Source organism: Streptomyces globisporus C-1027 (assembly GCF_000261345.2).
In the GTDB taxonomy this organism is placed as follows: Bacteria; Actinomycetota; Actinomycetes; order Streptomycetales; family Streptomycetaceae; genus Streptomyces; species Streptomyces pakalii.
This window is the reverse complement of sequence record NZ_CP013738.1, coordinates 3362231-3388146: the sequence shown is the minus strand read 5'-3', so window position 1 is coordinate 3388146 and position 25916 is coordinate 3362231. Positions and strand designations below refer to the sequence as shown.

Below are 25916 nucleotides of genomic sequence, written 5' to 3'. Positions count from 1 at the left end.
GAGAACGTCTGTGGCGCCCGCCCGGTTCCGGGTGCCGCGCGCGGAGGGCCGCCGGATAGGCTCGCGCATGTGGAATCCAGGACTTCAGTGACTCAGCAGCAGCGGCGGCCTTGGATTGTCGGGGTGTCCGGTGCTTCGGGTACCCCGTTCGCGGCCGCCGTCCTGCGCGGGCTCCTGTCGGCCGGCGAGAGCGTGGACCTGGTGGTGAGCCGGGCCTCGCGCCTCACGCTGCTGGACGAGACCGGCATCGCGTTCCGGGACGCGCACTGGCGCGAGGACCTGCGGGCCTGGCTGGGTCGCGGCGCCGACGGGAAGCCGGACGCGTTCGCGGTGGGGGACGCGGAGCTGGAGCGCGTACGCCACTGGCCGGCCGGGGATCTGGCCGCCGGGCCGTCCTCCGGGTCGTACCCGGCGAAGGGGATGCTGATCGTGCCGGCCTCGACGGCCTGTGTGGCCGGAGTGGCGCTCGGTCTGTCGAAGGATCTGCTCCAGCGGGCCGCGAGCGTGACGCTCAAGGAGCGCCGCCCGCTCGTCGTCGCGGTGCGCGAGACTCCGCTGAGCGGCCAGACGCTGAAGCAGATGGTGGCCCTGGACGAGGCGGGCGCGGTCGTGCTGCCCGCCTCTCCGGCGTTCTACGCGGGGGCGACGCACATCCAGGACCTGGTGGATTTCGTCGCCGGGCGGGTGCTGGACGCGGCATCCGTGCCGCATCGCCTGTACCGCCGCTGGGAGGGAGAGCTCGGTGGTGGCTCCCGCCGCCCGGAGGACTGAGAGGTCCGGGTCAGCGCTTCTTGGGGGAGCGCGGGGAGCGGGTCTTGTCGACGCGGTGCGCGGCGGCGGGCTGGTGGGCACGCGAGCGGTTGGCCAGGTCCTGCAGCTCGCGCATCCGGGCGTAGGCCATCTCGATCGTGTACACGGTGAAGTTCACTCCTGAAGATTCGAAAGCGTTTCTTGGATGTTCTAGAAGATTTGCAGGGCGTCGGCCCTGCATGCCTTAGATTCTACACGTAGACTCGCGGTACTGCTGAACAATGGAAGGTTTCAGTCATATGGACGCGGTGGACAGGCAGCTCATCCAGGCCCTCAGGGAGAACGGCAGGGCCTCGTACGCCGAGCTGGGACGGCTCGTGGGGCTCTCCGGGCCCAGCGTCACCGACCGCATCAACCGGCTGGAAACCGCCGGTGTCATCACCGGTTACCGCGCCACCGTCGACTCCGCGTCGCTCGGCCTCGGCGTCACCGCGCTGATCGGGATCTCGCTCTCGGACGCCGCCGACCACGAGGACGTCGCACGCCGCTTGAAGGACCTGGCGGAGATCGAGGACTGCTGGTTCATCGCGGGCGACGACTCGTACATGCTCAAGGTCCGCGTCGGCGACGTGGACGGCCTGGAGAAGACGATCCGCCGCCTCAGCGGTACGAAGGGCGTCTCGCGGACGCGTACGACGATCGTGCTCTCCACGAAGTGGGAGAACCGGGTCGGGGAACTTCCCGAGGAGTCGTAGGCGCGGAGCGCCGTAGAGGGGGCACCTCCCGCCCGAAGGGTGGGGGAGTACGGTTGGTCGGAGGCTGATACACGGAGATCTGGGAGGCGACGGGTGGACGCGGGACTCAAGCGCGAGCTGGAGGAGAAGGTCCGGGCCGGCGAGCGGCTGACCCGCGAGGACGGGATCGCCCTGTACGCGTCCGACGACCTGGCGTGGCTGGGCGGCCTGGCGCACGAGGTGCGCACGCGCAAGAACGGTGACGTGGTGCACTTCAACGTCAACCGGCACCTCAACATGACGAACGTGTGCACCGCCTCGTGCGCGTACTGCTCGTTCCAGCGCAAGCCGGGCGAGAAGGACGCGTACACGATGCGCATCGAGGAGGCCGTCCGCCTCGCCAAGGCGATGGAGAACGAGAACCTCACCGAGCTCCACATCGTCAACGGGCTCCACCCGACCCTCCCGTGGCGCTACTACCCGCGCTCGCTCAGCGCGCTGAAGGAAGCCCTGCCGGACGTGGCGCTGAAGGCGTTCACGGCGACGGAGATCCACCACTTCGAGACGATCTCCGGGCTCTCGGCCTCCGAGATCCTCGACGAGCTGATCGAGGCCGGTCTCGAATCGCTGACCGGCGGCGGCGCGGAGATCTTCGACTGGGAGGTCCGCCAGCACATCGTCGACCACCGCACCCACTGGGAGGACTGGTCGCGCATCCACCGCCTGGCGCACGAGAAGGGGCTCAAGACCCCCGCGACGATGCTGTACGGGCACATCGAGGAGCACCGTCATCGCGTCGACCACGTGCTGCGGCTGCGGGAGATGCAGGACGAGACCGGCGGCTTCCAGGTCTTCATCCCGCTGCGCTACCAGCACGACTTCGTGGACATGAAGGACGGCAAGGTCCGCAACAAGCTCCAGGCGCGCACGACGATGGCGACCGGCGCGGAGGCCCTGAAGACCTTCGCGGTCTCCCGTCTCCTCTTCGACAACGTGCCGCACGTGAAGGTGTTCTGGGTGATGCACGGCGTGCAGACCGCCCAGCTCGCGCTGCAGCACGGTGCGGACGACATGGACGGCTCGGTCGTCGAGTACAAGATCACGCACGACGCGGACGACTTCGGTACGCCGAACAAGCTCGGCCGTGACGACCTGCTGGACCTGATCCGCGACGCCGGTTTCCGGCCGGTCGAGCGGAACACCCGGTACGAGATCCTGCGCGAGTACCCGGGGCCGGACGCGGACCTGCGCGAGTCGCCGCAGCCGATGCGCGTCTGAGACGCATCGCGTGACCCACGAAAGCCCCGGCCGCCGTCCCCGGCCGGGGCTTTCTCATGTTCCGGACAGGGTTGAGCCTCCCCGGAGGTAATAGTTACTGTTCCCCTATGGCCCTTACTTTTGAACTGGATCCCTCGTTCACCCCGGCCCTCCGCGACGGCATCACCGCCCTGTGGGCCGATGTGTCCAACGCGGGCGGGGCCGTCGGCTTCGTCCCGCCCGTCACCCCTGAGGAGATCCGGCCCGAGCTGCTCAAGCATCTCGTCGCCATCGAGGAAGGCCGCACCCGGCTGCTGGCCGGCCGGGACGAGAGCGGGGCGGTCGTCGCCACCGCCTTCCTGAACCTCAACACCCACCGGCTGATGAAGCACTGGCTGTGGCTCTACACGGTCATGGTCCACCCCCGCCTCCAGGGCCAGGGCTGCGGCCGCGACCTCATGGCGGCCGCCGCCGACGCCGCACGCTCCATCGAGGGCATCGAGGCCATCCGGCTCACCTGCCGGGGCGGCACCGGGGCCGACCGCTTCTACACCGCCTGCGGCTACAAGGAGGTCGGCCGGGTCCCGGACGCGATCCGCGTCGCCCCCGGGGACGACCGCGACGACATCATCATGCTGCTGCCGCTCTGAGGCCCGGCAACCCCCTGAACCGAGAGAATTCGGGCCATGCTTCACTGGACGGGCAGAAGTGTGCCGACCGTTGATGGGAAGAGAGGGCCAGCCGTGTCCGCTGCCAAGCCGAGCGCGTTGATCCGTTACACGGCGTTGCGCCTGCTGATCTTCGTCGGCTGTTTCTTCGTCGCCGGTGTCGCCGTCCACTTCGGGCTGATCCCCTCGGGCCTCGGTGGCTCCAACGCGATCTGGGTGATCCTCCTCGGCCTCGTCCTCTCCGCGCCGCTCAGCTATGTGCTGCTGCGCAAGCAGCGTGACGAGATGTCCCAGCAGATCGTCGCCGGCGTCGACCGCACCAAGGCGCGCCTGGACGCCAACCGCACCCGCGAGGACGCCGTTCAGTAAGGTTCCTCACACGCGCCTCGCGCGACCCCTTCCTTTCCGCCGGACCCCGGTCCGGAGCGAACCGCTCCGGTACGGGGTCCGCGGCGTTTTCCGGACAGGTGCGCGACAGGGAGCGCCACCCCTGAGCCAAAGAAAGGCTTTGAGCTTCTCAAAGTTCAAGTGTTAACGTATTCGACGTGAAGACAGCTGTGCGCCTCCGTCATGCCGCGAGCATCCCGCTCGTGGCGCGCCTGCATGTCGATCTCTGCCGCTGTATGTCCGCGGTCTGTTGCCGCGAGGTCTGATACGGCATCATGCAGCGGCGCCGCCCCTCGACGCGGGCGCCGCGACCCCGTCCCCGTTCCACCGCACGACCGCACGGATGGCTTCCGTGTGTCCCGATGCGTCCTCACTGGAGTGTGTCCGTGTCCGCGAACCCCGCGTCCACCGCCCCCGAGGCCGAGCAGCCCACAGGCTCCGGCTCCGGGTCCCGTCCCCGTATACCCAAGGTCCCGTTCTGGGCCCAGATCGTCGCCGGTCTGGTCCTCGGTGTGCTGCTCGGCTGGCTTGCCCGCAGCCAGGACCTCGGCTGGCTCGTCACCACCCTCGACGAGATCGGCTCGCTCTTCGTCCAGCTGCTGAAGCTGGCCGTCGCCCCGCTGGTCTTCTTCGCGATCCTCGTGTCGATCACCAACCTGCGGCAGGTCAACAACGCCGCCCGGCTGGCCACCCGCACCCTGCTCTGGTTCATGATCACCTCGCTGATCGCCGTCGCCATCGGCCTCGCGATCGGCCTGATCACCAACCCGGGCTCCGGCACCGGCCTCACGCCGAAGGACGGCGAGCTCTCCGAGACCAAGGGCAGCTGGATCGACTTCCTGACCGGCATCGTCCCGAGCGACGTGATCACGCCGTTCACCGAGCTGAACGTGCTCCAGATCGTCTTCATGGCCGCCGTCGCCGGTATCGCCGCCCTCAAGCTCGGCGAGAAGGCCAAGCCGATCCTCACCCTCAGCCAGTCGATCCTGGAGCTGCTCCAGAAGGCCCTGTGGTGGGTCATCCGGCTCGCCCCGATCGGCACCGTCGGCCTCATCGGCTACGCCATCGCCGACTACGGCTGGGACCTCATCGGCAAGTACGCGACGTTCACCGCCGACGTCTACATCGGCTGCGCCCTGGTGATGTTCGGCGTCTACCCGCTGCTTCTGGCCACCGTCGCCAAGGTCAGCCCGCTCCAGTTCTTCAAGGGTGCCTGGCCCGCGATCCAGCTCGCCTTCGTCTCCCGCTCCTCGGTCGGCACCATGCCGGTCACCCAGCGGGTCACCGAGCGCCTCGGCGTTCCGAAGGAGTACGCCTCCTTCGCCGTGCCGTTCGGCGCGACCACGAAGATGGACGGCTGCGCCGCGATCTACCCGGCGCTGGCGGCCATCTTCATCGCCCAGATCTTCGACGTGCAGCTGGGTATCGGCGACTACATCCTGATCGCCTTCGTCTCGGTGATCGGCTCGGCCGCCACCGCCGGTCTCACCGGCGCGACGGTCATGCTGACCCTCACCCTGTCCACGCTGGGCCTCCCGCTGGAGGGCGTCGGCCTGCTCATGGCCATCGACCCGATCCTGGACATGATGCGCACCGCCACCAACGTGGCCGGCCAGGCGCTCGTCCCGGTGATCGTCGCGGCCCGCGAGAAGATCCTCGACCACGACGCGTACAACTCCGCCTCGCCCTCCCCGATCGACTCCTTCGGCGACGACGCCGACCGGGACGAGATCCGCGAGGCGGAGCCGAAGACCGCGGTGCCCGCCACCGCGTAGCGCTCCGGCGGACGCGACAGCGCCCCCGGCCCACGTCCTGTGCGACGTGGGCCGGGGGCGCTGTGTTGTCCCTCTCCGGGGACGACCCCGACCGACCCCCGTACGGTCAGGGGCGCTGGAAGAGCACCTCGGGGTGGGCCGGCGTCGGGCCGTCCAGCAGCCGGGCCGGCCGGCCGCGCAGGCTGCGGTCGAAGAACGCGGTCACATAGGCGCGGGTGACCGCCGTCGAACGGGCCGCGGACAGCGGCGCGTCCGGGTCCACGATGCCGAGCTGCTCCCCGATCGCCGGGGTGTCCGTGAAGGTGAAGTGCCCGGAGTCCCGGACCGTCAGCCACCGCTTGAAGCCGTCCAGCCGGGCCCAGCCCTCGTCCCAGGACAAGTCACCCGCACCGGGGGCGTGCCCGGGGTCGGTCCCCAGCATCAGGAAGGGGCGACCGCCGAGCCCGCGGGCGGCGACCGGGTCGAAGAACGTGCCGTCCATGTTGACGCCCGCGTCCACCCGGCGGTCGGCGGCCATCGTGGAGGCGGCCGCGTCGCCCCCGATGGAGTGGCCCGCCATGCCCACCCGCCGCGCGTCGATCGCCCGGGCGTGCCGCCACGCGGGGCGCGGCCCGGTCAGCCGGTCCAGCAGGAACGAGAAGTCGGCGGCCCGCCCGGCGGAGACGGCGGCCAGCACCTTGCGCCGTCCGGCGTCGTCGGGCTGCGCGGCCACCTCGTCGCAGGCGGCACAGGTCAGGACCCGGCCGTCGGGCAGCTCCGTACCGGTCGACTCGTACGGATGGTCCGCCGTCGCCACGACGTAACCCCGGCTCGCCAGCTGCTCCGCGAGCCCGGTCAGCGTGGCCCGGGGCGTGCCGAAGCCGGGGGAGAGCAGCACGAGCGGGAAGCGTCCCGGGGCCGGCCGTGCGTCCGTACGGGAGAAGGTCCGGGTGGCGGCGACCAGGCCGGGCCATTCCGGGGCGTCGAGACCGCGCTGCGCGAGCATCAGCCGCGCCTCCGCCTCCGGCATGTACGGGGCCGGGGCACCGCCGCTGCCCGGGCGGGCCGGGTAGTGCAGCGACACCAGCAACCGGCGTGCCCCGGCGGCCGGGACCCAGGGGTCGGTCCGCTCGTGGTCGGTGAGGAACAGGGTGTCGCGGCCGGTGGCGTACGGGCCGGTGGGGCGGGGAAGCGTGAGCGCGGCGGGGACGGCGGGGTCGCCGGAGGCGGGCGAGGCGAAGGCGGCCGGGGAAGCGGGCTTCAAGGCAGCGGCCGACGCAGGCACTAAAGCCGTAGCCGTAGCCGTTGCCGCCGGACCGGACGCCGTCGCCCGCCCGGACGCCGAGGCGGGCGTGGCTGTCCCGGCGAGCGCCGCCAGGGAGGCCAGGGCCAGCGCCGTGGCGGTCGCGGCGGCCCCGGCCCGTCGATTACGCAGGAAGATCGTCATGTCCGCCACGCTAGGCGGCTGCCCGGGCGGGGCGCATCGGACGGCGGGTGGAGCCGTGTCGGACCCCGGGTGGAGACGGGCCCGCCCGGAGGAGGAGGCGGAGGAGGTCACGCCACGGGCTCACGGGCGAGGAGGCGCTGCGGGAACCGCTGCCCTTCGATCGCCGGAACGGCTGTTTCAGCCAGCAGGAAAGGATAGGACGCCCCTTTCCTGGTCGTATGTCGCTGGCTGTGTGGCCGGTACCAGCCACCCTTGCGTGGTCCAGACCATTGACTTGCCCTGCCTCGTCCTCCTACCGTGACCGTTGCCCGGGGCCGAGATCGCGGGGAGGCCGAAACGCGCCACTGCGGCCCCCTGCGCTGCTTTCTGACGACCCGTCGGCGCATGCGTCCGGTGCTGCCCGCCGCCCTCGGTGGTGCGGTGCCGACGGTCGGCACACAGGGGAGCACCGCACATGATCGGTACGACAGGTGGGGCCACGGCGGGCGCGGACGGCGCCCTCGATCCGGCGGTGGCGGGAGACGGGCAAGAGGCCGGCCTCCCCCTGAGTCCGGCACAGGAACGCCTGTGGTTCCTGCACCAGTTGGACCCCGGCGACGCCTCGTACAACATCCCGCTCGTGCTCCGCCTGACCGGCGCGCTCGACGAACCGGCTCTGCGCTCCGCCTTCGACGCGACCGCCGCCCGGCACGAGGCCCTGCGTACCCGCTTCCCCGACCGGGACGGCCGCCCCGTCGTCCTCGTGGAGCCGCCCGCTCCCGTCCCGGTCGAGAGCGTCGACCTGCGCCGCGACCCGGGGCGCGCGCCCCGGCTGCTCGCCGAGCGGACCAACGCCGCCTTCGACCTCGCCCGCGGTCCGCTGCTGCGGGTGGCCCTGCTGCGGACCGACGACGACGAACACCTGCTGTGCCTCGTCCTGCACCACATCGTCGCCGACGGCTGGTCGCTGAACCTCCTGCGCGCCGAGGTGGCCACCCGGTACGCCGCCCACCTGGACGGTCGCACGGTCGAACTGCCCGAACCGTTCCCGTACACCGAATTCGCCCGCAGGGAGAGGGAGTTCACTGATGGTCCCGAGGCGGACGCGGCCGTGGCCCACTGGCGGGAGCGGCTGGCGGGTGCCCCCGTGCTCGACCTGCGCCCCACCGCCACGGCAACGGACGAAGGACCCGGCGGGGCCTTCCACACCCGTCGGCTCACCGGTGCGGGCCCTGCGGTGGACGCCCTGGCCCGCCGGCAGCGGTGCACCCCGTTCATGGTGCTGCTCGCCGCCTACCAGGTGCTGCTGCACCGCTGGACCCGCCAGGACGACTTCTGCGTCGGAGTACCCGCGGCCGGCCGCGGGGAGCCGGAACTGGAGGAGACGATCGGCTACTTCTCCACCACGCTCGTCCTGCGCGCCGAACTCGCGGGAGCCCCGTCCTTCGCGGAGCTGCTGCGCCGGGTGCGCCGCTCGGTGCTGACCGCGTTCACCCATGACCGGGTCCCCTTCGAGCGGCTCATCGACGAACTGGGCGTCGAGCGGCGGCTCGGTGGCAGTCCGCTCTTCCAGACTCTGCTGACCGTTCACACCCAGGACGAACCGGACGGCCACGCGGCGGAGTTCGCGGGACTGGGCTGTGCCGAGGCGGACGGCGGCCATGCGGCCAGCAAGTTCGAGGTGATGCTCGACCTGCGCCGTGAGGGCGATGACCTGATCGCCGTGTTCGGCTACCGCACCGACCTCTTCGACGGCCCCTGGGCGGCCCGGTTCGCCCGGCACTTCGAGACGCTGCTGCGCGGGGCGCTGGCGGACCCGGACGCCCCGGTGCCCGGACTGCCGCTGCTGACCGGGGCGGAGGAGGACGAGCTGCTGGCCCTGGGCACCGGCTGCGCCGTACCGGAGGACGACACGGAGGCGCTGCCCGCCGCGCTGGAGCGTGCGGCACGGACGTACGGCGACGACCGGACGGCGGTGCGTGACGCGGCCGGGGCGCTGACCTACCGGGAGCTGTGGGAGGCGGCCGGGGCGCTCGCGGTGCGGCTGCGGGGCGCGGGGGTGCGGGACGGAGACACGGTCGGCGTCCGCCTGCCGCGCGGTACGCGGGCGATCACCGCGATGCTGGCCGCCTGGCGGGCCGGCGCGGCCTATCTGCCCCTGGACCCGGCCTATCCCCCCGCCCGTCTCGACTTCATGGTCGCGGACACCGGCGTACGGGTGGTCGTGGCCGATCCGGATGTCGCGGGCGGCGGGCGCGCGGACGAAGCCGAGGTCCTGGATGCCGCGGAGGGCGGTCGCGCGGCCGTGGCCGAGGTCGCGGATGTCGCGGAGGGCGGCCCCGCGAGCGGCCCCGAGGCGCCGGACGCCGCGACGACCGCCCCCGTCGTGCTCGCGCCCGAGGCGTCCGGCCCGGCCGGTGTGCCCGATCCGCGCTGGGCGGCGGGCCGGGACCATCCGGCCTACGTCATCCACACCTCCGGCTCCACCGGCCGGCCCAAGGGCGTCGTCGTCCCGCACCGCGCACTGGCCGCCCGGGCCGGCTGGATGCGGGAGCACTACGGCATCACGGCGGACGACGAGGTGCTGCAGTTCGCGTCGCTGAGCTTCGACACCCACGCCGAGGAGATCTTCCCCGCCCTCGTCGCCGGAGCCCGCCTCGTCGTCGCCGATCCGGACAGCACTCTGCCCGACCACCTCCACCTGGCAGCCGGACGGGGCACGGGCCCGACCGTCCTGGACCTGCCCACCCCGTACTGGCACGAGCTGGCCGACGACCTCGACGCCGTCACCTGGCCCCCGGGCCTGCGGCTCCTGATCCTCGGCGCGGACCAGGTGCAGCCCGGGGCGGTCGCCGCATGGCGGGCCCGGTTCGGGGACACCGTGCGGGTGGTCAACTCCTACGGTCCGACCGAGACCACCGTCATCGCCGCCACCGCGGACCTGGGCCACGCGGACGCCCGTCACCGCCCGCCCATCGGCAGCCCGATCGGCGGGACCACGCTCACCGTCTGCGACCCGCTGGGCCGGCTCATGCCGCAGGGGGCGGCCGGTGAACTCCTCGTCGGCGGCGCCGGGGTGACGTACGGCTACGGCGGCAGGGCCGGGGCCACCGCGCGGGCCTTCGTGCCCGACCCGTACGGCCCGCCCGGCTCCCGCCGCTACCGCACCGGCGACCTGGTCCGCTGGCGGACTGACGGGCGGCTGGAGTTCCTGGGCCGCATCGACGACCAGGTCAAGGTACGCGGCTTCCGCGTGGAGCCCGGGGAGGTCGAGACCGCTCTGCTGGCCCTGGACGGGGTCGGCCGGGCGGTGGTGACCGTACGGGACGGGGCGCTGGTCGGCTACGTGGTCCCGGAGCGGGGCGAGGGCGACCCGGGCGCGCCGCCGACCGCAGGCGCTCCGACGGGGCCTGCGGCAGAAGCCCCGGCCGGGCACGCGGCGGGCGGGCTGTCCGCCGGGGCGCTGCGGGCCGCGCTGGCCGCCCGGCTCCCGGCCCATCTGGTCCCGAACTCGCTGGTCGTACTGGACGCCCTGCCGCTGACCCCGAACGGCAAGGTGGACCGCCTCGCCCTGCCCGCGCCCGAGCGGCGGCCCGACCTCGGACCCGGATACGTCGCCCCGCGCACCGATGCGGAGGCACTCGTCGGCGAGGTGTGGACGGAGGTGCTGGGTCTGGACCGGGCGGGCGCGCTGGACGACTTCTTCGACCTGGGCGGACACTCGCTCCTCGCCACCCGCGTCGTCGCCCGGATCCGGGCCGCCGCCGGGGTCACCGTGCCGCTGCGGACCCTGTTCGTCCACCGCACCGTCGAGACGTTCGCCGTCGCGGTGGAGGACCTGCTGCTCGCGGAGATCGAAGCGCTGACCGACGAGGACGCCGAGCGGCTTCTCGCGGCCGAGTCCGGCCCGGAGAGAAACGGAACGACCACCGCATGAGCAGCACCGAGACCCGCCCCGCGGACAGCACCCGGGAACCCGCCGAGGGACCCGACGACGGCACCCGGGAGCCCGGAGGGAGATCCGGCGGCAGCACCCGGGCCACCGCGGAACCCCGCGGACGGGCCGCCGCCCCGCTCTCCGACGCCAAGCGCGCCCTGCTCGCCCAGCGGCTGCGCGGCCGCGCCCACCCGGCATCCCGGACCGTGCCCCGGCGGCCCGAGGGCACGGTGCCTCCGCTGTCGTTCGCCCAGGAACGCCTGTGGTTCATGGAGCAGTTCGCGCCCGGCACCGCCGCGTACAACATCCCGGTCGCCCGTCGGCTGCGCGGCCCGCTCGACCGTCCGGCCCTGCAGCGCGCCCTCGACGCGGTGATCGCGCGCCACGAGACGCTGCGCTCGCGCTACCCGGCCACCGACGACGGACGCCCGGTCCTGGAGATCGCCGCCCCGGCCCCGTTCGTCCTGCGCACCGCCGATGCGGACGACGAGGAGCACGCGGCCCGGCTGGTCGACGAGCTGGGAGCCCTGCCCTTCGACCTGGTCGCCGGCCCCCTGATCCACGGCCTGCTGGCCCGCATCGCCGCCGACGACCACGTCCTGCTCCTCGTGGTCCACCACAGTGTCAGCGACGGCTGGTCGAGCGAGGTCCTGGTCTCCGATGTGCTGCGCGGCTACGCCGCCCACGCCCGGGACGAACCCGACCCGCTCGCCGAACTTCCGGTGCAGTACGGGGACTTCGCGCTCTGGCAGCGTGGGCGGTTGACCGGCGGGCGCCTGAGGGACGAGGTCGCCTACTGGGGGCGGGAGCTGGCCGGGGTCCGGCCGCTGGAGCTCCCCACCACCCGGCCGCGCCCCGAGCAGCAGACCTTCGACGGAGCCGGTTACGGCTTCGATGTCGACCGGGACCTCCTCGACCGGCTCACCGCCCTGGGCAAGGAGCACGGCGCGACCGTGCACATGGTGCTGCTCGCCGCGTTCCAGCTGGTGCTGTCACGGTTCTCCGGGCAGCGGGACTTCGCCGTGGGATCACCCGTCGCGGGCCGGCCCGAGCCCGAACTCGAAGGTCTTATCGGCATGTTCGTCAACGTGCTGGCACTGCGGGCGCGTCTGGACGGCGACCCGGCGTTCACCGAACTCCTCGCCCGGACCCGGGAGACCTGTCTGGAGGCGTACGCCCACCAGGAGCTGCCCTTCGCCCAGTTGGTCTCCGAGCTGAACGTCGAACGCGATGTGTCCCGCTCCCCGGTCTTCCAGGCGGTCCTCGCCGTCCAGAACTACGCATCGGCCGCACCGGATGCCGAACTCCCTCTGCGCGTCGAACCGTTCGGGCTGCACGCCGCCGGGACCCGGTTCGACCTCGAACTGTTCCTGATGGAGGGGGAGGGTGGTCTGCGGGGCGCGTTCAACTACAACACCGACCTCTTCGACGAGTCCGCCGTCGCCCGGATCGCCGAAGCCCTCGACCGGCTGCTGCACGACGTGGCCGACCGGCCCGACTTGCCGGTCTCCGCCCACGACACCCTGGACCCCGGCGAGCGGCACCGGCTGCTCCACGCATGGAACGACACCGCCGTCGGCCTGCCGGACGGCGCCACCCTGCCCGGTCTGATAGCCGCACAGACCGCCCGTACCCCCGACGCCGTCGCCGTCCGCTTCGGCGACGGGACCCTGACGTACGCCGAGCTGGAGCGGGCCGCCGCCCGCGTCGCCCGGCGGCTGGCCCGGGAGGGCGTCGGACCGGGAAGCCTCGTGGCGGTCAGCGCCGAGCGGTCCCCGGACCTGCTTCCCGGCCTCCTCGGCGTTCTGCGCACCGGGGCGGCGTACACCCCGCTGGACCCCGAATACCCCTCCGAGCGGCTCGCGTTCATGCTCGCGGACAGTGCGGCCGAGGTGCTCCTGACCCAGCGGCGACTGCCCGTGCCGGACGGCTGCGCGGCCCGTGTCCTGCTGCTGGACGACCCGGCCGAGTGGGACGGCGATGGGGAAGGGGCGGACCCGGTGGGACCGGAAGCCGACGACCTCGCGTACATGATCTACACCTCGGGCTCCACCGGCCGGCCCAAGGGCGTGCCCAACACCCACCGGGCGATCGTCAACCGCCTGCTGTGGATGGCCCGCCGATACGAGGTCGGGGCGGGCGACACCGTCCTCCAGAAGACCCCGACCGGCTTCGACGTCTCCGTCTGGGAGCTGTTCCTGCCGCTGATCACCGGGGCCCGGCTGGTCCTCGCGCAGCCCGGGGGCCACAAGGACGCCGCCCACCTGCGGGACACCATCCGCCGGCACGGGGTGACCGTGGCCCACTTCGTACCGGCGATGCTGGATGTGTTCCTGGCCGAGGAGGATGTGGAGCGCTGCACCACCCTGCGCCGCGTCGTGTGCAGCGGCGAGGAACTGGCCCCGCACACCGCCCGCGCCTTCACCGCCCGGCTGCCGCACTGCGCCCTCGCCAACCTGTACGGGCCGACCGAGGCCGCCGTCGACGTGACCAGCTGGGAATGCGCGGGCGACCTCGGGTCGGTGCCGATCGGTGCCCCGGTGGACAACACCCGGCTGTACGTCCTGGACGCCGGTCTGCGCCCTGTCCCCGTCGGCACTCCCGGCGAACTCCACATCGGCGGCGTCCAGGTGTCCCTGGGCTACCACCGCCGCCCCGGCCTCACCGCCGCCCGCTACGTCCCCGACCCCTACGGCCCGCCCGGCGCCCGGCTCTACCGCACGGGAGACCTGGCCCGATGGCGGGAGGACGGGCAGCTGGAGCACCTGGGCCGGATCGACCAGCAGGTCAAGATCCGGGGCCTGCGCATCGAACCCGGCGAAATCGAGGCGGCCCTGCGCGCCGAGGACGGCATCGCCGCCGCGGTGGTGATCGTCCGCGAGGACCGTCCGGGCGACAAACGCCTGGTGGCGTACGTCGTACCGGACGGGGCCGGGGGCGCGAGCCCCGGTCCGGGCGGGGGCGACGACCGGGCCGGGGGCGCGAGCCCCGCTCCGGGCGGGGGCGACGACCGGGCCGAAGGCGGTGAACCCGGCCGGAGCGGGTCCGCCGGGCCGGACCCCGCCGCCCTGCGCACCGCGTTGCGCCGCACGCTGCCCGACTACATGGTCCCGGCCGCCTTCGTCACCCTGGACGCCCTCCCGCTCACCCCCAACGGCAAGCTCGACCGCCGCGCCCTGCCCGCACCGCAGGCCGCCCGCCGCTCCGGTGAAGCGCTCGCTGCCCCGGAGACCGCCACCCAGCAGGTGCTGGCCACGATCTGGGCCGAGATCCTGCAACTTCCCGAAGTCGGTGTCGACGACGACTTCTTCGACCTGGGCGGGCACTCGCTCCTCGCCACCCAGGTCATCGCCCGCGCCCGCAAGCGGTTGCCCGAGGCGGGGGCGCGGCCGGTCAGCGTCATGGACCTGTTCACCTCCCGCACGGTCCGCCAACTCGCCGCCCTCGCCGACCTGGACGAGTCCGAGCGGGGCCCCCGCCACCTGCTCCACCGGCTGACCCGCCCCGCACCGCCCGGGGAGCGGACGCTCTCCTTCGTCTGCGTCCCGTACGGCGGCGGCAGCGCGGTCGTCTACCAGCCGGTCGCCGATGAACTGCCCGCCGGATACGACCTGTGGTCCGTCGCCATCCCCGGCCACGACATGGGCGTCACCGAGGAGCACCTGCCGTTCGACGAGCTGGCCGAGAAGATCGCCGCCGAGATCCGCGAACGGGTCGAGGGACCCGTGGCCCTGTACGGGCACTGCGCCGTCGGCAGCGCGCTCACCGTCGCCGTCTCCCGGCTCCTCGAAGCGTCGGGCCGGGCGGTGGAGGCCGTCTACATCGGGGCCCAGTTCCCCTTCGCCCGCCCGCGCGGCCGGGTCCTGGGGCTGCTGAGCCGGATCTCCGCCCTGGACCCCCTGCTGAGCGACCGCGTCTACTTCACCTGGCTGCGCTCCATGGGGGCGGAGGTCGGGGACCTCGACGAGGCCCAGATGAAGTTCATGATCGGCAACATGCGCGCGGACTCCCGGGCCGCCGAGGCCTACTTCACCGAGGCGCTGGCCGAGGTCGAGGCGGGCGGCGCGCTGCTGAAGGCCCCGGTGATCTCGGTGATCGGCAACCGGGACCCGGCCACCGACTTCCACGAGGAGCGGTACCGCGAGTGGCAGATGCTCGCCGAGCGCTCGGCGCTGGCGGTCCTGGACGAGGCCGGCCACTTCTTCCTCAAGTACCGGGCGCGGGAACTCGCCGAGATCATCACCCGCACGCACCCGGCGGTCCTGGCCGGCCCGGACGCGGCGGGCGAGCTGCCGCGGGAGGCGGACGACGCTTCCTGGTGGTTCCACGAGGTGAGCGGACGGGACAGCGCACGGAGCGGCCTGCCGGGCGGGGCACGGGACGAGGAGCGGGCCGAGGCCGCCGACGCGCGGAGCGCGGGGGTGCCCGCCGCCGACGCCGGCGGACCGCGCGGCGCTACCCACGCGCCGGACGAGGCCCCCGACTCCGGTCCGGCGCCCGGCATGGGCCGCTTCCTGGCCGTCGCCTTCGGCCAGTTGCTGTCCATCACCGGATCCGCGCTGACCGAGTTCGCCCTGCCGGTGTGGATCTACATGGAGACCGGCTCGATGGGCAAATACGCCCTCTACGCCGTCATCGGCATGCTGCCCGGCATCCTCGTCGGACCGCTGGCCGGAGCGGTCGTCGACCGGCTCGACCGCCGCAAGGTGATGCTGACCAGCGACATCGTCGCCGGATCCACCCAGGCGGCGCTGCTCACGCTCCTGCTGAGCGGCAACCTCGCCTCCTGGCACATCTACGTCCTGCTCGGCGTGCTGTCGGTGGCGCTCACCTTCCAGCGGCTGGCCTACGCCTCCTCCGTACCGCAGCTGGTGCCCAAGCAGTACCTCGGTCACGCCAACGGCATCACCCAAATGGCCTTCGGGTTCGCCCAGTTCATCGTTCCCCTGGCGGCGGTGGCGCTGATGGCGGGGATCGGCCTGAAGGGCATCCTCATCCTCGACGTCGTCAGCTACACCATCGCCATCGGCGTGCTGTCGTTCGTGAGGTTCCCGAAGACCCTCCCCTGGAAGCGGAAGGAGTCGCTGGTCGCGGAGATCAAGCACGGCTTCGCCCACTCCTGGCGCAACCGGGGCTTCCGGGCGATGCTCCTGTGGTTCGCGGCCCTGAACATCTTCCTGTCCCCGCTGTTCCTGCTGATCACCCCGCTGGTGCTGTCGTTCGACTCGCTGGCGGCGGTGGCGCGGATCTCGGTCGCCGGGGGAGCGGGCGCCATCCTCGGCGGTATCGCGATGGGCTTCTGGGGCGGCCCGAAGAACCACCGCATGCGCGGCATGCTGGGCCTGGCCGGACTGCTCGCGCTGGCCTGTGCGCTGGTCGGGGTGCGGGCTGACCTGTGGATCATCGGCATCGGCGCGTTCGGGATGTCCTGCGCTCTGTCCATGGTCAACGGCGTCTACACGACGATCGTGCAGATCAAGGTGCCCCAGCGGTTCCACGGCCGGGTGTTCGCGCTGAACACCCTGGTCGCCTGGTCCACCCTGCCGATCGGGCACGGCGTCATCGCCCCGGTGGGCTCGGCGGTCTTCGGCCCGATGTTCGAGGACGGCGGCTCGCTGGCCTCGACGGTGGGCGCCCTGATCGGTACGGGGCCGGGGCGCGGTATCGGGTTCATGTACCTGCTGTTCGGCGCGGCCATGCTCGCCCTGGTGGTCATCGGCCTCCGGCTCCCGGTGCTGGCCCGGTTCGACCTCGACGTCCCGGACGCGCTGCCGGACGACCTGGTCGGCATCCAGGAACGCGACCGCCGGACACGGGCGGCGCAGGACGGCGGGGCCGGAGCGGTCGAGGGCGACCCGGCCGCTGCGGAGGCAGTCCGGTGAGCGCCGCCACTCCGGGCAGCCGTCCGACGGGCGCCGCCATCCCCGGGAGCCGTCCGACGGGCGCCGCCTCCCCCGGGGGCCGGGCGCGAGCCGCAGTGCCGCCGCCCCGCAGTCTTCCCGCCCTCCTCGACCTCCGGGCCGCCACCGAACCCGGGCGTACCGCGCTGATCTGCGGCACCCGGACCCTGACCTTTGCCGCGTGGCGCGACCGGTCCGTGGCCCTCGCCGCCGGGCTGTGCCACCGGCGTCTTGGACCAGGAGCACGGGTCGTGCTCCGTTACGGCAGCGGCGACTGGATCGCGTACGCCGTCGCGTACTGCGCCGTCCTCCGCGCCGGCTGCGTCGCCGTACCCCTCTCCGACCGGCAGTCCCCGGCGACCAGCGCCCATGTCCTCGCCGACAGCGGGGCCACGGCCCTGCTGCACCCGGGCGGCGCGGTCCTGCCGCCGGAGCTGCTTCCGGCGGGGGTGTGGTCGGCGACGGAGGAGGAGATCGGGTCGGAAGCCGGGACGTGGGCGGGAAGCGGAACCCGGGCCGGGACCGGGGCGGAAACCGGGACGGGAGCGGGAAGCGGAATCCCAGCCGGGACCGGGGCGGAAAGGGAAGACGGAACGGGATCCGGAGCGGGACCGGACACCGACCACGGCCTCCCGGACCCGCCCGACCCCGCCGCCCTCGCCCAGATCCTCTACACCTCCGGCACGACCGGAACCCCCAAGGGCGTCACAGCGACCCACGCCAACCTGGTGCACGGCTGCACCTCCGACGAACGCCGCCGCCCCCTGCGGCACTCCCGCCACTTCCTGCACGCCTTCCCCGTCGGCACCAACGCCGGGCAGACCATGCTGGTCAACGCCCTGGACTCGGCGGCCACCGCCGTGGCCGCCCCGCAGTTCACTCCGGGGCGGTTCGCGCGGCTCATCGAGGAGTACGGGATCGGCAGCGTGTTCCTCGTCCCGGCCATGGCCATCGAACTGCTCGGCTCACCGGCCGCCCGCCGGTACGCCACCGACACCGTCCGGCTCGTCGGCTCCACCGCCGCCGCCCTGCCGGGACCCGTGGCGCTCGGCCTGGCCCGGGCCTTCCCGCGCGCCCAGGTCGTCAACTACTACACCTCCACCGAGGCCGCGCCCGCCCAGATCACCCTGCTCTTCGACCCCGACCGCCCCGACTCCCCGGGCCGCCCCGCCGACCTGCGCGACCTGCGGATCACGGCCCCCGACGGAACGCCCCTGCCGCCCGGCGAGCCGGGCGAGGTCTGGCTCCGCACCCCCACCGCCCCCCGCGCCTACCTCGACGGAGCCGGCAGCGGGGCGGCCGCCGTCCGCGGGCCCGCGAACAGCGGCCCGGAGGTCTTCCGGGGCCGCTGGGTGCGGATGGGCGACCTCGGACGGGTGGACGAGGACGGGTACCTGCACCTGCTCGACCGGGAGCGGGACGTCATCAAGTCCGGTGCGCACAAGGTCTCGACGCTCCAGGTCGAGGACGCGCTGCACGCCCACCCGGCGGTCGCGGACGCGGCGGCGTTCGGTGTGCCGCACCCCGTCCTGGGCGCGGTCGTCGCCGCCGTCGTCGTGCCACGCGGCGAGCTGACCGTACCGGCCCTGCGGACCTTCCTGCTCGACCGGCTCGCGGCCCACGAACTCCCCGCGCGCCTGCTGTTCCGCCCCTCCCTGCCGCGCAACGAGGGCGGCAAGATCCTCAAGCGCGAGCTGCGCCTGCTCCTGGACGACGAGGCCCTGCGATGACCAACCCGAACTCCCCTTCTCCGCACGCTTCTTCAGCCCTCGCCCTGCCCGCCGGGCTCGGTCCCGCCCAGCACGGCATGTGGGTCACCGAACAGGTGCTGAGCCCCGGGGCCGCCCACCACCTGGTGGTGACCGCCCGGTTCACCGGCCCGACGGCACCCGACGCGGCGGCCCTCGCCGCCGGGTGCGCCCGGCTCCTCGCCCGGCATCCGGTGCTGTTGTCCCGGGTGGACCCGGAGGGGCCCGTGCTCGTCCCGGCCGCCGGACCGGCCCCCGGACTGCGCCGCCTGACCTGCGCGTCCGACGCCCTCGACGCCCTGCTCGCGGCGGAGAGCACCCGACCCTTCGACCTGGCCGAGGGCCCGCTCGTCCGGTTCGCGCTCGTGAGCACCGGTGACGGCCATCCGGTCCTGCACGCCGTCGCCCACCACCTGGTGTTCGACGGCACCTCGAAGGACATCCTGCTCGCCGAGATCCTGGGTGTGGAGACGCATGCCGGCCCGGAGACGCATGCCGGCCCGGAGACGCATGCCGGCCCTAAGACGCATGCCGGCCCTAAGACGCACGCCGGCCCGGAGAAGGCCGAGCCCACCCGTCAGCCGGAGCCGACCGCCGAAGAGGCGCAAGCGGCACGGGAGTTCTGGGCGGACCGCTGGACGGACCCGGCCGCCCCCGCGCTGCCCGGCCTTCTCGTCGACGCGCGGGACGCCACCGCACCCGCGCCCGGAGACGCCGTGCCGTTCACCCTTGAGGGATCGCCCCTCGCCCGTCTCGCCGACACCGCGCGCTCCCTCGGCGTCACCCGCTTCGAACTGCTCCTCGCCCTCTGGCACACCCTGCTGCTCCGCTATGGCGACAGCTCGCCCGCCACCGCCGTGGAACTGTCCACCCGCCGCCCGGGGAGCCCCGAGCACATCGGCCTGTACGTCAACGAGCTGCCCGTTCTCACCCACCCCGACCCGCACCGGAGTTTCGCCGACTTCGCCCGGGACGTCCGGGCCGAGCTGGCGGCCCTCTACGACCACCGCCCGGTCCCGCTCGGCCGGGCGGTGCGCGGCCTCACCCCGCGCACCGCGCTCACCCCGCTCTCGGTCAGCTACCGCCGCCGCACCGGCTGGGAGGCGCTGGAAGCCCCGGACGTCGAGGTGGACTGGATCGGCTTCCCGCACGCCGTACGCAACCTGGCCCACCTCCACCTGGTCTCAGGACCGGACCGGTTGGACGCCTCGTTGCAGTACCGGGCCGACGCCTTCGCGCCCGGTGCGCCCGCCCGGATCGTCAGCCACTTCCGCACCCTGCTGGACGCGGTGCTCGCCGACCCCGGTGTCCGTCTCGCCGACCTGCCGCTGCTGCCGGGCGACGAGCTGGACCGGGCGCTGTACGCGGGCAACGGGACGGCTGCGGCCCGCCCGGCGGACGCCACGGTGGTGGGCATGTTCGCGGAGCAGGCCGCCGCGGCACCCGATGCGGTGGCCGTGGCGGCGGCCGACGGCACGGAACTCTCCTACGGTGAACTGCACGCGGCCGTGGCGGCTTTCGCCGACCGGCTGGCCGCCGAGGGCATCGGCGCCGGAGACCTCGTCGGCGTCCAGGTGTCCCGTTCGGCGGCCGAACTGACTGCCCTGCTCGGCACGTTGTCCGCCGGAGCCGCCTACGTACCGCTGGATCCCGGCTACCCGGCCGACCGGCTCGCCTTCGTCCGTGCCGATGCCCGGTTGTCCGCCCTCGTGGTCGAGGGGCCGGTACCGGAGGGGCTGCCGGCCGGGCTGCCCGTGCTGTCCCCGCATGCCTCGGCGACCGCCGCACCGCCGCGTGGGCGGACGGCGGCCCCGACCGGCGATCACCCCGCCTATGTCCTCTACACCTCCGGCTCCACCGGCCGCCCCAAGGGCGTCGAAGTCCCGCACGGGGCGCTCGCCAACCTGCTCGGCTCACTGGCCGACCGGCTGGAGGCGGCCCCGGGCCACCGCTGGCTGGGGCTGACCTCGCTGTCCTTCGACATCTCCACCGTGGAACTGCTGCTGCCCCTGACCACCGGCGGCCGGGTCGTCCTGGTGCCGGAGGAGCGGCAGCGTGACGGCGCGGCCCTGCTGAAGCTGATCGACGCCCATGACGTCACCCATGTCCAGGCCACACCGAGCGGCTGGCGGCTGATGCTGGCCGCCGGGCTGCACCGCCCCGGACTCGTCGCCCTGGCCGGGGGTGAGGCGCTTCCCGGGCCGCTCGCCGCCGAACTGGGTTTCGTCGTCGGCCGGTTGGTCAACGTGTACGGGCCGACCGAGACCACCGTCTGGTCCACGCTGGCCGAACCGTCCCCCGGCGAACCGGTCACCATCGGCCGCCCGCTGGCCGCCACCCGGGCGTACGTGCTGGACGAGCACGGCGGACCCGTCCCCGACGGCCTTCCCGGCGAACTGCACCTCGGGGGCGCGGGCGTGGCGCACGGATACCGGGGCCGCCCCGGGCTGACGGCCCGGTGCTTCGTGCCGGACCCGTGGGGGCCGCCGGGTTCCCGGATGTACCGCACGGGTGACCTGGTACGCCGACTGCCGGACGGGCGGCTGGAGTTCGCGGGACGTCTCGACACCCAGGTGAAGCTGCGGGGCCACCGGATCGAGCTGGGTGAGATCGAGGCACGTCTCGCCGAGCATCCCGGGGTGGCGCAGGCGGTGGTGGTGCTGGACCCGGGGGAGGGCGAGGGCGCCGAGGAGTCCGGCCAGGAGCGGCTGGTGGCGTACACGGTCGGGGCCCCGGGCGCCCCGGCCGCCGACGACCTGCGCGCCCATCTCGCCCGTACGCTCCCCGCCGCGATGATCCCGGCCGCCTGGGTTCCGCTGGCCGCGCTGCCGCTCACCCCGAACGGCAAGGTGGACCGGGCCCGGCTGCCGGCGGCCCTCCGGACCCGGCCGGACGGCGGGGCGGGCGTGGCCGGGCCGGACGGGGCCGACGGCCCCACGGCCGCACCCGAGGGGGACGCCGCCGTGGTGCGGGAGATCTGGCAGGAGGTGCTGCGGCTCGACGACATCGGCCCGGACGAGGACCTCTTCGACCTGGGCGGCCACTCCCTGACGATCACCGCCATCGCCGCCCGGATCCGCAAGCGGCTCGGCGTCGAGGTGCCCCTCGACGCCTTCTTCGACACCCCGACGCTCGCCGAGATCTCGGCCGTGGTGGGCGAACTCCGCCGACCACCGGCGGGGACGGGACGGACGGCCCGGGCAGCAGCAGAAGGAGAACAGCGATGAGCGACGCGACGGCATACCAGGTGGTCGTCAACGACGAGGAGCAGCACGCCCTGTGGCCCGCCCGGACGGAGCCTCCGGCCGGCTGGCGGGCGGAAGGGTTCACGGGGTCCGAGGAGGAGTGCATGGCCCATGTCGACCGGGTCTGGGAGGACATCCGCCCGCTGAGTCTGCGCCGCCGCCTCGCGGGGCAGGGCCGGTGACGGCCCCGGCCGCCGCGGAGGCCGCGCTGCGGGGCAGGGTCGCCGTCCTGGTCTCCCGTGCCACCGACGGCGAGGTCACGGAGGAGGAACTGCTGAGTGAGGGAGCCTCGTTGACCGCTCTCGGCGTGACGTCCCTGGCGCTTCTGCGGCTGATCGACGCGGTGGAGGAGGAGTTCGGGATCGTCCTCGACCTGGACGGTCCGTTCCGGTTCCTGGACGACCTCGACGGCCTGGTCGGCCACCTGGCCGAGCTGGGCGTGGCGGCGGACGGAGGGAACGATGCCTGAGGGGACGGCGACGGCCGCCGGGCGGCGGGCCGCGACGGTGCCGGCGGGCACGGAGCCGGAGAAGGCCGGGGTGCCCGGCGGCCCGGTCCCCTCCGGGGCGTGCTCCGATACACGCCGCGACGTCGCCTTCCAGGGGGAGCGGTCCGGCCGTGCCCCGCTCACCTGGGGCCAACGGGCCATCTGGCACGCGATCCGCCGCACCGCGCCCAACGACCACTACTTCAACATCGGCCGCGTCCTCCCGCTGGCCGACCGGGGCCGGCCGGTGACCGTCCCCGAGGCGCTGAAGGCGCTGGCGCACCTGATGGAGCGGCACGAGTCCCTGCGCACCCGGCTGCTGTTGCCGCCGCAGGACGGGGAGCCCGCCCAGAGCCTCGCGGACGCCGGAACCCTGACCGTGACGATCACCCGGGCCGCCGGGCTCCCGGAGGCGGCGGCCGAGGCGGACGCGCTGCTCGGCCGGCTGTCCTCCACCCGTTTCGACTACCTGGCGGAGTGGCCCGTCCGCGCGGCCCTCGTCACCGCGGGCGACCGGGTGACCCACGCCGTGCTGGTCCTGTGCCACCTCGCCGCCGACGGGCACGCCGCCGAGATCCTCGTACGGGATCTGCGCCTGCTGGTCCGGCGCGGCTCGGCCGGCCGGCCGCCCGCCACCACCCCGCTGGACCTCGCCCGCGACCAGCACGCGGCGGCGGGCCGGCGGCGAGGGGCGGCGGCCCTCGCGCACTGGGAGGCGGGCTACCGGGCCGCGCCCCCCACGATGTTCCCCGACCCGCGCGCGGAGCCCCGCAACCCGCGCTTCTGGACCGGGCGACTGGTGTCCCCCGCCCTGGCCCGGGCGGTCGGCACGGTGGCGGCGGCGCACCGGGTCAGCGGCTCGACCGTGCTGCTCACCGCGTCGGCCGCCCTGGTCGCGGCCGGAGAGGGACACCGCACGGCGGCCGTGCTGCCGATCGTCGGCAACCGCACCGCCGGGGCGCTGCGCGACCTGGTCTCGACGCTGTCGCAGGACGGCCTGTTCGTCCTCGACCTGGCGGAAGCGGCCGGTCTCGCGGAAACGGGCGGGCCGAGGGAGCCGTCCGGTCTCGCGGAAGCGGGCGGGCCGGAGGAACCGTCCGGTCCCGCGGAGTCCCCCGGGCCCAGGCAACCGTCCGGTCTCGCGGGCACGTTCACCGGCCTCCTCCCCGCCGCCTACCGGGCCGCCCTGCGCGCGTACCGGGCCGCGGTGTACGACCCCGTGGAGTGGGACGCGCTGGGGGAGCGGCTGAGCGCGGAGTACGGCACCGACGTGCACCCGTACTGCTGCTTCAACGACATGCGCCTGGTCGAACGGGCACGGCCCGAGGGCCCCTCGGCCACCGCCGCGGAGCTGGCCGAGGCCCGGCGGCGGACCACCTTCGGTTTCCCGGCGACCCAGGACCGGGTGGCGTGCCGCTACTGCCTCCACGTCACCGAGGAGGGCGACGCGCTCGCGGTGTCGCTGACCGCCGACACCGCGTATCTGCCGCCGGAGGCGATCCGCGCGCACCTGTACGCGATGGAGGAGCTGATCGTGGCGAGCGCGGCCGGGGCGCCGCCCCCGCTGACGGAGCTCCGCACCCTGCTGGAGACGGCGGGAGGCGGCCGGCCGTGACCACCGCCGAGCCCGCCCGGGCCCCGGCCTCGGGCGAACCCCTGCGGGCCTGGGCGGACCGCACCTCGTGCGTCCAGGGCGGCAGGCTCCCGTTCCACCTGACCGGTGCCGGCCCGTCGGCCCCGGTCCGGGTGCGGATCAGCGACGTCATCAGCGGCGAGGTGCTCCTCATCGCCGCGGTGACCGGACCCGACTGGACCCTGGACGTGCCGCCCGAGTGGCCCAGCGCCCTGTGCCGCGCCGTCTTCGACGTACCGGAGGAGACCCGGCCCGCGACGGACGAGGCGGAGCACGAGGTCTGGTTCGTCGTCCGGGCCGCCCGCCCCGGTACGGCCTCCCGGATCCTCGTCTCGATCCCCTTCCCCACCTGGCGGGCCTACACCCACGCGGGCCGCCCGCACCGGGGCCTCTACTACTCCGAGCAGCCCCACCGCGCCGCCCGCGTCTCCTTCGCATCCCCGGGCGGCGGGCCGCCGCCCGAGCGCTGGGAGGAAGGGCTGCTGCGGTGGCTGCCTTCGGCGGGCTACCCGGTCGACCTGTGCTCCGGCCTCGACCTGCACGACGGCGGTGAACTCCTCTCCCACTACCGCCTGCTGGTGGTCAACGGCCATGACGAGTACTGGTCGATGGAGATGCGCGACAGCGTCGAGACCTTCGCCCGCCGGGGCGGCAACGTGGCCTTCTTCGCCGCCAACACCGCCTGGTGGCAGATGCGGCTGGAGGACGACGGGCGCACGATGGTCTGCCACCGGGACGCGCTCACCGACCCCGTCACCGCCACGGACCCGCGCCGGACCACCGTCGAGTGGTCCAGCTCGCCCGTCGACCGCCCGGAGAACTCGATGACCGGTCTCAGCTTCCGCCGGGGCGCGGGCGCGTGGGGCGAGGGCATGACGGTGATGCGCAAGGACGCCTACACGGCCCGCTTCGCCGGGCACTGGGCCTTCGCCGGTACGGGGCTGGCGGACGGTGAACCCTTCGCGCGGGGCGCCCTCGGCTACGAGACGGACTCCTGCGCCCTGGAGTGGACCGGCGAGGTGCCCCGGGCGACGGGCGTGGACGGCACTCCGCCCTCGTTCGTCGTCCTGGCCACCGCCGATCTGCGGCACTGGCGGGAGTACGGGCAGGGCGGGTCGGCCACGATGGGCGTCTTCCGGCTGGGCGCGGGAACGGTCTTCAACGCGGGCACGATCAACTGGGGCAGCGTCCTGGCGGACGACCCGGTCGTGGACCGCGTCACGCGCAACGTGCTGGACCGGCTGGGCGGGACCGCCCCCGGTGACGGGTGGGAGGCCGCCGGGTCCCCGGACGAGGTCCACGCGCTCGCCGTCTGCGCGTCGGTGCTGTTCGGCGTGGACGCCCGGGGCCGGCTGCTGTGCCGGGAGCCGTCCGGGCAGAACCTGCCGTGGCGGCCCGTCGGACAGGCCCCCGGTGTACGGGCGCTGGCCTCGGCCCGGGAGGCGGCGGGCGGGCTGCCGCTGGAGCTGTACGCGGCCACGGAGGACGGCAGGCTGCTGCGCCGCGACCCCCTTCCGGAGCCGGTCGAGGGCCGCGAGGAGTGGGCCGAGGTGGGGACGGTCCCGCCGGGGACGACCGGGATCGCGCTCTGCGACGCGGGGATCTTCGCCGTCACCCCGCACGACGACACCCTGCACCATCTCTCCGCGCTCGCCCTCGACGAGCCGTGGCAGGTGCTGGGGGACGCGGGCGGCGCGGTCGCGCTCACCACGCTGAACAGCAGACTGTGGGCGGTCACCGGGGACGGCCGCCTGCGCACCCGCCTCCCGGCCGGCCCGGCGGACGGACCCGTCCCCTTCACCGGCGCCGGCGTACCGGGCCCACCGCGGGACCCGGCGTCCCCCGGCGGCTGCACGGCCCTGGCCGGCCGGGCCGGGACCCTGTACGCCGCCGTGGCCGGGGGCCCGCTGCTCCTGTGTGCGAGGCCCGCCGTCCCGCCCCGCTGATCGCTCCCTGCGACGCCGGGCCGCCCGCCGCCGTAGGGTGGGAA

The 25916-nt window shown here is 73.9% G+C and carries 16 protein-coding genes; 14 read left to right on the top strand and 2 right to left on the bottom strand.

What is annotated here, in order from left to right; genetic code table 11:
• Window positions 1-87 precede the first annotated feature (87 nt).
• The gene (locus WQO_RS14530; RefSeq protein ID WP_029182669.1) at window positions 88-771 is read left to right on the top strand and encodes a UbiX family flavin prenyltransferase; all 684 of its coding nucleotides are present in this window, start codon (window positions 88-90) and stop codon (window positions 769-771) included.
• Between the two features lie 10 nt (window positions 772-781).
• On the opposite strand, the gene WQO_RS36130 is transcribed toward WQO_RS14530, so the two are convergent.
• Window positions 782-928, bottom strand: coding sequence for a hypothetical protein (locus WQO_RS36130; protein ID WP_010063936.1), 147 nt, complete (start codon window positions 926-928; stop codon window positions 782-784).
• Between the two features lie 121 nt (window positions 929-1049).
• Here WQO_RS36130 and WQO_RS14525 point away from each other — a divergent pair, with 121 nt between their 5' ends.
• From WQO_RS14525 to WQO_RS14505, 5 genes are all read left to right on the top strand, one after another.
• Complete coding sequence (locus WQO_RS14525) at window positions 1050-1505, top strand: Lrp/AsnC family transcriptional regulator (RefSeq protein ID WP_010063935.1); 456 nt, start codon at window positions 1050-1052, stop codon at window positions 1503-1505.
• Between the two features lie 93 nt (window positions 1506-1598).
• Complete coding sequence (gene mqnE / locus WQO_RS14520; protein ID WP_010063934.1) at window positions 1599-2762, top strand: aminofutalosine synthase MqnE; 1164 nt, start codon at window positions 1599-1601, stop codon at window positions 2760-2762.
• Between the two features lie 107 nt (window positions 2763-2869).
• Entirely contained in the window at window positions 2870-3391 is a 522-nt protein-coding gene (locus WQO_RS14515; RefSeq protein WP_010063933.1) for a GNAT family N-acetyltransferase, read from the top strand.
• Between the two features lie 93 nt (window positions 3392-3484).
• Window positions 3485-3778, top strand: coding sequence for a DUF4229 domain-containing protein (locus WQO_RS14510; RefSeq protein WP_010063932.1), 294 nt, complete (start codon window positions 3485-3487; stop codon window positions 3776-3778).
• A 404-nt stretch (window positions 3779-4182) separates the two neighbouring features.
• Complete coding sequence (locus tag WQO_RS14505; RefSeq protein ID WP_010063930.1) at window positions 4183-5571, top strand: dicarboxylate/amino acid:cation symporter; 1389 nt, start codon at window positions 4183-4185, stop codon at window positions 5569-5571.
• A 106-nt stretch (window positions 5572-5677) separates the two neighbouring features.
• Here the strand turns inward: WQO_RS14505 and WQO_RS14500 are convergent, their stop codons facing one another.
• Window positions 5678-6997 carry an alpha/beta hydrolase family protein gene (locus tag WQO_RS14500; protein ID WP_029182668.1) on the bottom strand — a complete coding sequence of 440 codons (1320 nt, stop codon included), beginning with the start codon at window positions 6995-6997 and terminating at the stop codon, window positions 5678-5680.
• A gap of 454 nt (window positions 6998-7451) precedes the next feature.
• Between WQO_RS14500 and WQO_RS14495 the strand changes: the two genes are divergently transcribed.
• From WQO_RS14495 to WQO_RS14460, 8 genes are read left to right on the top strand one after another with little or no spacing between them, the layout of a single operon-like run.
• Window positions 7452-10913: a non-ribosomal peptide synthetase gene (locus WQO_RS14495; protein ID WP_010063927.1), complete on the top strand. Its 3462-nt coding sequence runs from the start codon at window positions 7452-7454 to the stop codon at window positions 10911-10913.
• Entirely contained in the window at window positions 10910-16795 is a 5886-nt protein-coding gene (locus WQO_RS14490; RefSeq protein ID WP_010063926.1) for a non-ribosomal peptide synthetase/MFS transporter, read from the top strand. The genes WQO_RS14495 and WQO_RS14490 overlap by 4 nt, the downstream gene beginning before the upstream one ends.
• Window positions 16792-18543 carry a class I adenylate-forming enzyme family protein gene (locus tag WQO_RS14485; RefSeq protein WP_382795419.1) on the top strand — a complete coding sequence of 584 codons (1752 nt, stop codon included), beginning with the start codon at window positions 16792-16794 and terminating at the stop codon, window positions 18541-18543. The genes WQO_RS14490 and WQO_RS14485 overlap by 4 nt, the downstream gene beginning before the upstream one ends.
• Window positions 18540-21788: a non-ribosomal peptide synthetase gene (locus tag WQO_RS14480; protein ID WP_107115820.1), complete on the top strand. Its 3249-nt coding sequence runs from the start codon at window positions 18540-18542 to the stop codon at window positions 21786-21788. Before WQO_RS14485 ends, WQO_RS14480 begins: the two co-directional genes overlap by 4 nt.
• On the top strand, window positions 21785-21988 hold the full coding sequence (locus tag WQO_RS14475; protein ID WP_010063922.1) for an MbtH family protein: 204 nt from the start codon (window positions 21785-21787) through the stop codon (window positions 21986-21988). Before WQO_RS14480 ends, WQO_RS14475 begins: the two co-directional genes overlap by 4 nt.
• Complete coding sequence (locus WQO_RS14470; protein ID WP_010063920.1) at window positions 21985-22275, top strand: phosphopantetheine-binding protein; 291 nt, start codon at window positions 21985-21987, stop codon at window positions 22273-22275. The genes WQO_RS14475 and WQO_RS14470 overlap by 4 nt, the downstream gene beginning before the upstream one ends.
• Window positions 22268-23908, top strand: a complete 1641-nt coding sequence (locus WQO_RS14465; protein WP_010063919.1) for a condensation domain-containing protein — start codon at window positions 22268-22270, stop codon at window positions 23906-23908. Before WQO_RS14470 ends, WQO_RS14465 begins: the two co-directional genes overlap by 8 nt.
• Window positions 23905-25872 (top strand): N,N-dimethylformamidase beta subunit family domain-containing protein, encoded by a 1968-nt coding sequence (locus WQO_RS14460; RefSeq protein ID WP_010063918.1) that lies wholly within the window; start codon window positions 23905-23907, stop codon window positions 25870-25872. The genes WQO_RS14465 and WQO_RS14460 overlap by 4 nt, the downstream gene beginning before the upstream one ends.
• Window positions 25873-25916 lie beyond the last annotated feature (44 nt).

Coding starts and splice junctions, on each gene's coding strand:
- WQO_RS14480 (WP_107115820.1), top strand. CDS start 18,540: ATGACCAACCCGAACTCCCCTTCTCCGCACGCTTCTTCAGCCCTCGCC.
- WQO_RS14490 (WP_010063926.1), top strand. CDS start 10,910: ATGAGCAGCACCGAGACCCGCCCCGCGGACAGCACCCGGGAACCCGCC.
- WQO_RS14465 (WP_010063919.1), top strand. CDS start 22,268: ATGCCTGAGGGGACGGCGACGGCCGCCGGGCGGCGGGCCGCGACGGTG.
- WQO_RS14500 (WP_029182668.1), bottom strand. CDS start 6,997: ATGACGATCTTCCTGCGTAATCGACGGGCCGGGGCCGCCGCGACCGCC.
- WQO_RS14515 (WP_010063933.1), top strand. CDS start 2,870: ATGGCCCTTACTTTTGAACTGGATCCCTCGTTCACCCCGGCCCTCCGC.
- WQO_RS14475 (WP_010063922.1), top strand. CDS start 21,785: ATGAGCGACGCGACGGCATACCAGGTGGTCGTCAACGACGAGGAGCAG.
- WQO_RS14495 (WP_010063927.1), top strand. CDS start 7,452: ATGATCGGTACGACAGGTGGGGCCACGGCGGGCGCGGACGGCGCCCTC.
- WQO_RS14525 (WP_010063935.1), top strand. CDS start 1,050: ATGGACGCGGTGGACAGGCAGCTCATCCAGGCCCTCAGGGAGAACGGC.